At 62.2% G+C, this 7,556-nt stretch carries 6 protein-coding genes; 1 reads left to right on the top strand and 5 read right to left on the bottom strand.

From position 1 onward, the window contains the following. Positions 1–35 precede the first annotated feature (35 nt). Positions 36–1,301: a polysaccharide biosynthesis/export family protein gene (locus EN879_RS17000; RefSeq protein ID WP_063169878.1), complete on the bottom strand. Its 1,266-nt coding sequence runs from the start codon at positions 1,299–1,301 to the stop codon at positions 36–38. 100 nt (positions 1,302–1,401) lie between these two features. Beyond that, positions 1,402–2,079: a sugar transferase gene (locus tag EN879_RS16995; RefSeq protein ID WP_013528120.1), complete on the bottom strand. Its 678-nt coding sequence runs from the start codon at positions 2,077–2,079 to the stop codon at positions 1,402–1,404. Between the two features lie 601 nt (positions 2,080–2,680). Here EN879_RS16995 and EN879_RS16990 point away from each other — a divergent pair. Next, entirely contained in the window at positions 2,681–2,956 is a 276-nt protein-coding gene (locus EN879_RS16990; RefSeq protein WP_013528119.1) for an exopolysaccharide production repressor ExoX protein, read from the top strand. A 108-nt stretch (positions 2,957–3,064) separates the two neighbouring features. Here the strand turns inward: EN879_RS16990 and EN879_RS16985 are convergent, their stop codons facing one another. From EN879_RS16985 to EN879_RS16975, 3 genes are all read right to left on the bottom strand, one after another. Further along, positions 3,065–4,909, bottom strand: a complete 1,845-nt coding sequence (locus EN879_RS16985; protein ID WP_127274144.1) for an ABC transporter ATP-binding protein — start codon at positions 4,907–4,909, stop codon at positions 3,065–3,067. An 8-nt stretch (positions 4,910–4,917) separates the two neighbouring features. Then, positions 4,918–5,904: a serine kinase gene (locus EN879_RS16980; RefSeq protein ID WP_063169880.1), complete on the bottom strand. Its 987-nt coding sequence runs from the start codon at positions 5,902–5,904 to the stop codon at positions 4,918–4,920. After that, positions 5,901–7,556, bottom strand: a 1,656-nt coding sequence (locus EN879_RS16975; RefSeq protein ID WP_127274143.1) for a lasso peptide isopeptide bond-forming cyclase, incomplete at its 5' end; no start/stop codon positions are given. The genes EN879_RS16980 and EN879_RS16975, both read right to left, overlap by 4 nt.

The raw sequence follows: 7,556 nt of genomic DNA, 5'->3' as shown, positions 1-7,556 counted from the left end.
ACGGATTGAGATGCTGGATGGTATCGGGCTGTGGGCTACTGGCTGGCCAGCGGCGCCAGCTTGACCTTGATCACATCGCCAGGCAGCACGAGTGTGTCTTCCTTGGCGGCGATTTCGCTGGTCTTGCCGTCGACATTGCGCACCAGTGAATAAAGCAGGGCGGGCTGCTGATCATTTGTCATGGCGGCCACAGTCGCGGGATCGGTAGCCTGGGCTATCAGGCCTTTCTGCATATTCGCCTTCAGCGCGGCTTCGTTCAGGTCGGCTTCGGTCTGCTGCCGGGCGGTAGCGAGGTTTGAACTCAAGGTGTTCTGGGCATCGATGGCGTCCTGCTTCGCCTTGCTGATCGACTGCTTGGCGGTGAGGATGGCGGTTTCGTAGTCCAGGATCTTGCCCTGCAGGTCGGCAACCGACTGGCGCGAATCCAGCAGTCGGGCGTTGGCGATCAGGCCTTTCTGCGCTAGCGGGCCGATGCTGGCGAGCTGCTGCTGCGCCAAGTCGACCTGCTGCTGCTGGTTGACGATCTTCTTCTGCAGCGATTCGATCTCGGATTCCAAAACCCCTTTGAGATCGTCGAGCGCTTCAAGCTTCAGCTTCAGCGCCTTTTGGTCCGCTGTCAGGATAGTCATTTCGTCCGCGACGATGGCTGGCAGTCTCGGATCGCCCTCGACCTCCTTAGGCACGTCGAAACTGGCCTTGCCGGCCATATCCGCGTCGATGCGGGCGCGCCTGACGATCAGCCGAATGCGCTGGTCGTCGGAGACATCGAAATTGCCCTTGGCGGTAACCAAGTCCTTGCCGAGTTGAGGTCCGTAGTCGGCGTTTCGCCGGATGCCTCCGGCGACGCTGATGGCCTTCAACACTGTCAGGTCAGGCACATATGGAAACTGGCCGGGGTTCTGGACTTCGCCCGAAATGTAGAATGGCCGGAACTGCGCCATCTCGACCGAGGCTTCCGGTCTGTCTGACAAAGCGAGTTTTTTCTGCAAAGCCTCGCCGATCGCCGTTGCGATTTCGGACGTGGTCTTGCCGGAGGCCGGCAGTTCGCCGGCGAACGGCACCGACAGCGTGCCGGATGGACCGACCGTGTACTCGCCATTCACCGCCGACCAGTCACGGAATGTGCCTTCCACGGTCTGCCATTCGGCGACGCGGATGGTGAGCTTGTCCTGCGAGCCGAGGCGATAGTCGCCGGCGGCGGCCATGTCCGGGACGACGAGGGCCATGGCAAGGCATGTGGCCAGCAAACGCGCCCGCCGCAGGCGGCCGGAAACCGGGCCGCCGCGAAAGGCTTCGAACAAATCTGTTTTCAACTCAACGTTCCGATCCGCTATAGCCCCATCGCCCGATGAGCTTGCGTCGAATGGCCGACGCCAATGTCTGGCATTGGCCACCGGCCGGTCAGTAAGAACCGCGCGACATCCAGACGGCCGGGACGGTCTTGATGATGATGCGAACGTCCTCGAACAGCGACCAGTTCTCAACATAGTGACGGTCGAAGGCGACGCGGCTGTCATAGGACACATCGTTGCGGCCGCTGACCTGCCACAGGCCGGTCAGGCCCGGACGCGATTTCAGATAGTAGACGGCGGATGTGCCATAGATCTCTAGTTCGTCGCGCACAACCGGACGCGGACCGACAAGGCTCATATCGCCCTGCAGGATGTTGATGATCTGCGGCAACTCATCGAGGCTGAGTTTCCTCAGCACTGCTCCAACGCGGGTGACGCGCGGGTCGTTCTTCAGCTTGCGGGTCGCGATCCATTCCGCGTTGGCGTCCGGGTTGGTGGCGAGATAGGCTGCCAGCACCTTGTCGCCGTCCGGAACCATGGTGCGGAACTTCAGGCACGGAAAAATCCGTCCGCCCCGCCCGATTCGCCTGTGGCCGTAGAAAATCGAGCCACCGTCGGAAAACTTGACGAGCAGCGCTATCATGACAAATAGCGGGCTGAGGGCGATCAAGCCAATCAGTGAACCGGTGATATCGAAGCTGCGTTTGAGCAGGCCGCCGATCGGCGGCGGAAAATCGATGTCAGCCTGCGAAAAGCTCGCGGTGGCTGACTTGGCAACGTCCCTCATGCCGTAAACTCCATGCGTTGAACGAATGGTTCACCACACGATACCAAAAAAATGTTGCAGCGCAACACACAATTTACCACCCCGTTGAAATAGTCACGTCATGAAATGACTAAATAATAAGCTTGCCATGCACAAATTTCGGCATATTTAGCACATTTGTGACAATAAATGGGCACAGCCGAAAAAATAGAGGCCTTTGTGGGGCGGTTTTTAGGCGGACCTACCTATTTGCCAAGGCGAGGTACAAACTAGTGCTTCATCATGCCGTGATGCTTGGTCAAAACCATATAAAATACTACTTAATATTGGCCATTTTACTGAAAAATATCGACGAGAGGATATCGGCCTAGCTCCCGTTGCGTGCATTGCAACATGGCAGAGTCGATCGCAAAAGCTCGATCAAAAATAACCGAAGTTGCCCTTGCCGCCTATTGCTCGCCTTAATAGAATTGCAAATTATACCTGTCACGGTGACGACAGGTGGAAAAGGCCGGAAGCAACCGGTCGAGAGTGGGCGACCTTAACAAGCCCACATGACAAGGGACGGCGCTCGGGTGGGGCAATCGCGATAATACCCGAGCCGGTTTATGGGCTGTTGGGTATGGCACTTCCAAAATTCATCCTCGGGATGATTTTCGCTCTGGCGATCGTCGTCGGCTGGTCCTGGCTGGGCGGTGCGTCGATAGGCACGATATTGGTGCGTGTCATCATCTGCGCCGTGACCATTCAGGCTGGCTATTTCGTGCTCATCTACACCATGATCGCCAGGAGCGCGCCGACGCCTGCCGACATAGCTCGTGACGCCGAGCGCAAACTGAACGCACCCGAGGTCGCCGAAAGCGAGAAGCTGGGCGGTGCCAGGCGCGGCCTGCATTGATGCAGACTGCTCAAACGTGGCCGGTTTGGCGGCAACGACATCCTTCGAGACAAAGGGACCAAAGCGCCGCGTGAATCCGTCTCGGCGCGACGCGTCTTGGTCGCCGGCTCACGCCACATCAGCGGGTTCGCTCTCCGACTGTTCCCCCAACAGCATCCTCGACAACCGGCTGCCGGTTTTTTCCTTCAGCCGCTGATATTGGCCGACCTCGACGATACGGCCGTTTTCCATCGCCACCACCCAGTCGGCGAAGGCGATCATCGACGGCCGGTGCGCGATGGTCAGGATCGTCATCGTACCGCGTAATCCATCGATCGACCTGGCGATCAGCGACTGGTTCTGCCAGTCGAGCGCGCTGGTCGCCTCGTCGAGAATGAGCAGCGACGGCTTGTGCAGCAGCGCGCGCGCGAGCGCGATGCGCTGGCGTTCGCCGCCCGAGAGCCGCACGCCGCGATCGCCGACCACCGTCTCGAGCCTGAGGTCGAGCCGTTCGACAAACTCGCCGGCGTGCGCCTGACGCAGCGCGGCCCACAGATCGCCATCGCTGGCCCGTGGCGCGGCGAGGCGCAGGTTCGCCGCGATCGTGTCGTGCAGGAGGAACACGTCCTGCGGCACATAGGCCACCTGGTCGCGCCAGCGACGGCGATTGCTGGCATCGATCTCGACGCCATCGACAAGCATCTTGCCGGTGGTGGGCTCCAGCAGGCCAAGCAGCATGTCGGCGATCGTGCTCTTGCCCGATCCGGACGGGCCGATCAGGGCGGTGACCTTGCCGGCCGGCAGGCCGAAGGTGATGCCGCTCACCACCGCCTTGTCGACAGCATCTCCGTAGGCGAAGGACACGCCGCGAATATTCAATCCCTTATTGAGGGAGAGTGTCCCGGCGTCGGCGAACTCGGTATGGCCGGGCTCGCGTTCGGCGTCGAAACGTGCCTGCAGGCTGCGCATTGCCGTAAAGGCGGGCAGGTTGATCAGCACTTGCTGGGCCTGCGTCTGCATGTCCATGAAGCGCGGCGCGATACGCATGAAGACCAGGAGCAGGACGACGATCTCGGCCAGCGACAGATTGAAGCGGACCAAAGCCACATAGATGAACAGGCTCAGGCCCACGACGCTCGCCACCTGGAATACAGCAGTGCCGATGGTGCTGTTGCGCACATAGTCGATGTTGTCGGCCTTCATCCTCTCAAGCGTCGACCGCAGCTGCGCGAAATAGCTGTCCTCGACGTTCAGGCTCTTGGCCACCTTGATGCCGCCGAGAAATTCCGAGACCGTCCGGTACTGGTCCTGGCGATTGGCGGTCAGCACACGGCCGAAGGCAGTGGCCCGTGCCCGGAAGGGCCGCAGCGCCACGAACATCAGGATGCCGACGACCACGGCAAACAGCGTCATGACCGGCGAGATAAACACGGAAACCAGGAGATAGCCGGCCAGAAGAACGGCGATTTGCACCAGCATCAGCAGTGAGAAAGCCGCGCCCTGGACGCGGTCGATGTCGCCGGTCAGGGCATGATCGAGATCGGAACTGCGCATGCGTGTAAAAACGCCCCAGCGCGCCTTGCCGATGCTTTCGAACAGGTTCATGCGAACGCGATTGATGAAATCGAACAGCAATTTGGCCATGTAGACCGACTTGAAGCGATTGAACGCCGCCTGCGCCGCAACAAGCCCGACCAGCGCGCAAAGCACGGTCGTCAGTTGCAGCGTGCCATCAGGCACCAGCCAGCGCACGAAATCATCGTTGGGCAGCCGAACAGCGAAATCCTGGTCGGCACGTCCGACCAGATGCAGCAGCGGGACGAGCAGCAGGATCGAAATGCCCTCGGTCAGGCTGCCGAGGATGAGGAAGAACAGCGCCGTCCACGTTCGCCGGCCGCCGATCCGGGCAATGGTGGCGCCGAAGGCGGCAATTTCTCGAAACAGCGACAGGCGAAGGATTGGGGGCTTCGACATGGTTGCGCTCACAACCGCCGGCTGCCAGCCGACAGATCCTTTTCGATCAGTTCCACGGCTTCGCCGATCCTGTCCAGGCCCGTCGGGACTTCCAGCCGGTACACGCCGATATGGTTGGCAATCCATGAACATTGCCGAAGATGCGCCGTCGCGAAGTCGCCGGGCAGGGCCGCGCGGCCGAAGCGCGTCACATAGGAGAATTTGATGATGGCCGGCAGGGCGGCAATGGCGGGCAAGGGCGTGATGTCAGCCCTTTCGCCGCGCTCGAGGATATAGATCCTGGTCGCCGGCACCTCGTCGCCCGAAAAGCCACCGTTCAGGCGATGCTGCATCTTGTCGATCGCCGCATGCACTTGCGGCCGCACTTCCGCTTCCCCAAGCGAGATCGCCGCCGCGGCGTCGGCCGCCAGCTTGATCTGCGGAAAGCCCGGAACGGTCATTGGCTCACTCGGATTGGCGAGGTCCAGCGCCACCACGTCATCGGTAAGCAGTCGATGCCCGGCCCGGATCATCGCACTTGCGGTCGTCGACTTGCCGGCTCCCTTGTCACCCATGAAGATGGCGCTCGTGCCGGCGGCGGCGATGGCACTGGCATGCAGGACAAGCAGGCCGCGCCGGTGCAAGAGCAGCGCCATGACCGGACCAAGCAGCGGAAACGCGAGCAGCGCGTCGTCGACGCCGGGCGCCGGTTCGATGTCGATACGGCTGGAATCGGTGATCAGGAACGCGCCCACGGCATGCCACGCCAGATATTGCCGGTCCGGCTCGAAGCGAAAGTCGGTCGCGGCTTCGGGCGAGGGCTTTGGCAGGTCGATCGCGCCGACGGCAATCACGACATCCGCCGCCCCCGGCGTCGCCGGCTGCAGTTCGGGCAACGTCACCTCCGACGCGATGGTCAGGCCGTAGGCCCGGTAGAAGCGGCGTTCTCGCTTGGCCCGGCCATGCGAAAAGGCATCATCATTGCATAGAGCGAGCGGCTCGTTGCGCGGCATCATGCGGGGCTCCCGCCATGCTTGAGCTGCCGCAGCCAGAGCGACAGCGAGGCCGAGCGCCAGACATACTGGACATCCAGGGGGGCTGCCTGATCGGGCTGGCGCAGCAGCCGCGCATAGGCAGCACTCACTTGAGGCAGATTGACGTAAGGCGCGATGCGGTTCGCATCCGAGACCAGCAGCTGTTCCAGGAGGTCGCGATGGTTGCGCAGCATGCCATTGAGGAGATTGGCAGTGAAGTCGATCTTGTCGCGCCGCCACTGCACCGCCTCCGGCAATACGCCTTGCATGGCGCGGCGCAGCACATAGCGGCCAAAACCGTGGCTCAGCTTCTCCTCGCCCGGCAGCGCCAGGCAGAACTCGACCAGCGGCTTGTCCCAGAAGGGGTAGCGCGGCTCGACCCCGAAATTGGCGGCGGCCTTGTCGAGAACCTCGAAAGCATGCGGGACATAGCCGTTCGACAGGATCCAGCGATGGCTCAAGGCATCGCTGGCCTGGACGCCGGGCGGCATGTAGCCGGCCCGGTGAAACCGGTCGACAAGCTCGGTGCGCTTGGCCAGGTCCGGATTGATCAGGTCGCGCCAGCTTCGTGCGCGCGACACTTGCGCGGGCTTGCGGATCTTGTTCAGGGCACGGTTGGCCATATGCCTCAGCCTGGCGATGCGCCAGGCCGGCCCGTAGAGGGTCAGGAACTGGAGATAAAGGCCAAGCGTGCTGTCGCCATAGGTGTTGGAGGCGCTGCGGACCTCGCGCCACAGATCCATCCATCGGCCGCCATTCGCAAGCTCGTGCAGGTGGCCGTGGCCTTGTGAAACGACCTCGTCGCCACCATGGCCGTCCAGCAGCACCTTGATGCCCTTGGCGCCGGCAGTCCGGTAGATGCCGCGGGTGAGCGTCAGGCCCGGCGCCAGGAACGTTCCTTCCTGTTCTTCCAGCACGCGCTCGAATTCGGCAAATGGGGCATAGTTGCCAACCGGGATCAGCGTCGCGTCGACCTTCTGCTGGTCGAGAACGGCATCGATGAAGGGCCGCTCGTCCATCGGCGAGCCCTTCTCGAAAATCAGCGAGAAGGTTGGCAGCCTCGGCTTGCGCGCGGCGGCATTCTGCAGGCCGGCGACACAGGCGATAGACGAGGAATCGAGGCCGCCGCTCAGCATTGCCCCGACCGCCGAGGTCCCTCGCATGCGGTTGCGCACCGATTGCGAGAACAGATGGGCGAATTCCTCCGATGCATCCGACCGCAAGGGCCGCGCCGACGGCTCGATCTGCCAGTATCGGCGCAGCATCACTTGTTGCGCGGTGACGGTTAGGCTGTGGCGGGCCGGCAGGCTGAATATATCGCTGTAGGGGGTCGACTGCGGGTCGTCGGGAAGCCCGGCCAGGAAGCCGGAGATCTGGCGCTCGCTGACACGTGCGCGGATACCCTCGACGCCCAGGATCGGACCGATCTCCGACGCAAAGGCAAAACGCCGGTCCGCCGCGTGGTAGTAGAACGGCTTGACGCCAAAATGATCGCGCGCGCAAAACAGCGATTGCCGCTCGTCATCCCAGATGGCGAAGGCGAAATCGCCTTGCAGATGCTCCGGGCAGGCTTCGCCCCAGCGCAGGTAGGCCCGCATCAGCACGATCGCGTCGGCTACCGACTGGTCGCGGAT

The sequence above is a fragment of the Mesorhizobium sp. M7A.F.Ca.AU.002.02.1.1 genome (assembly GCF_003998535.1).
GTDB classification, from domain to species: Bacteria; Pseudomonadota; Alphaproteobacteria; order Rhizobiales; family Rhizobiaceae; genus Mesorhizobium; species Mesorhizobium ciceri.
Note: the sequence above shows the minus strand (reverse complement) of the source record. Positions and strands in the feature narration are given on the sequence as shown.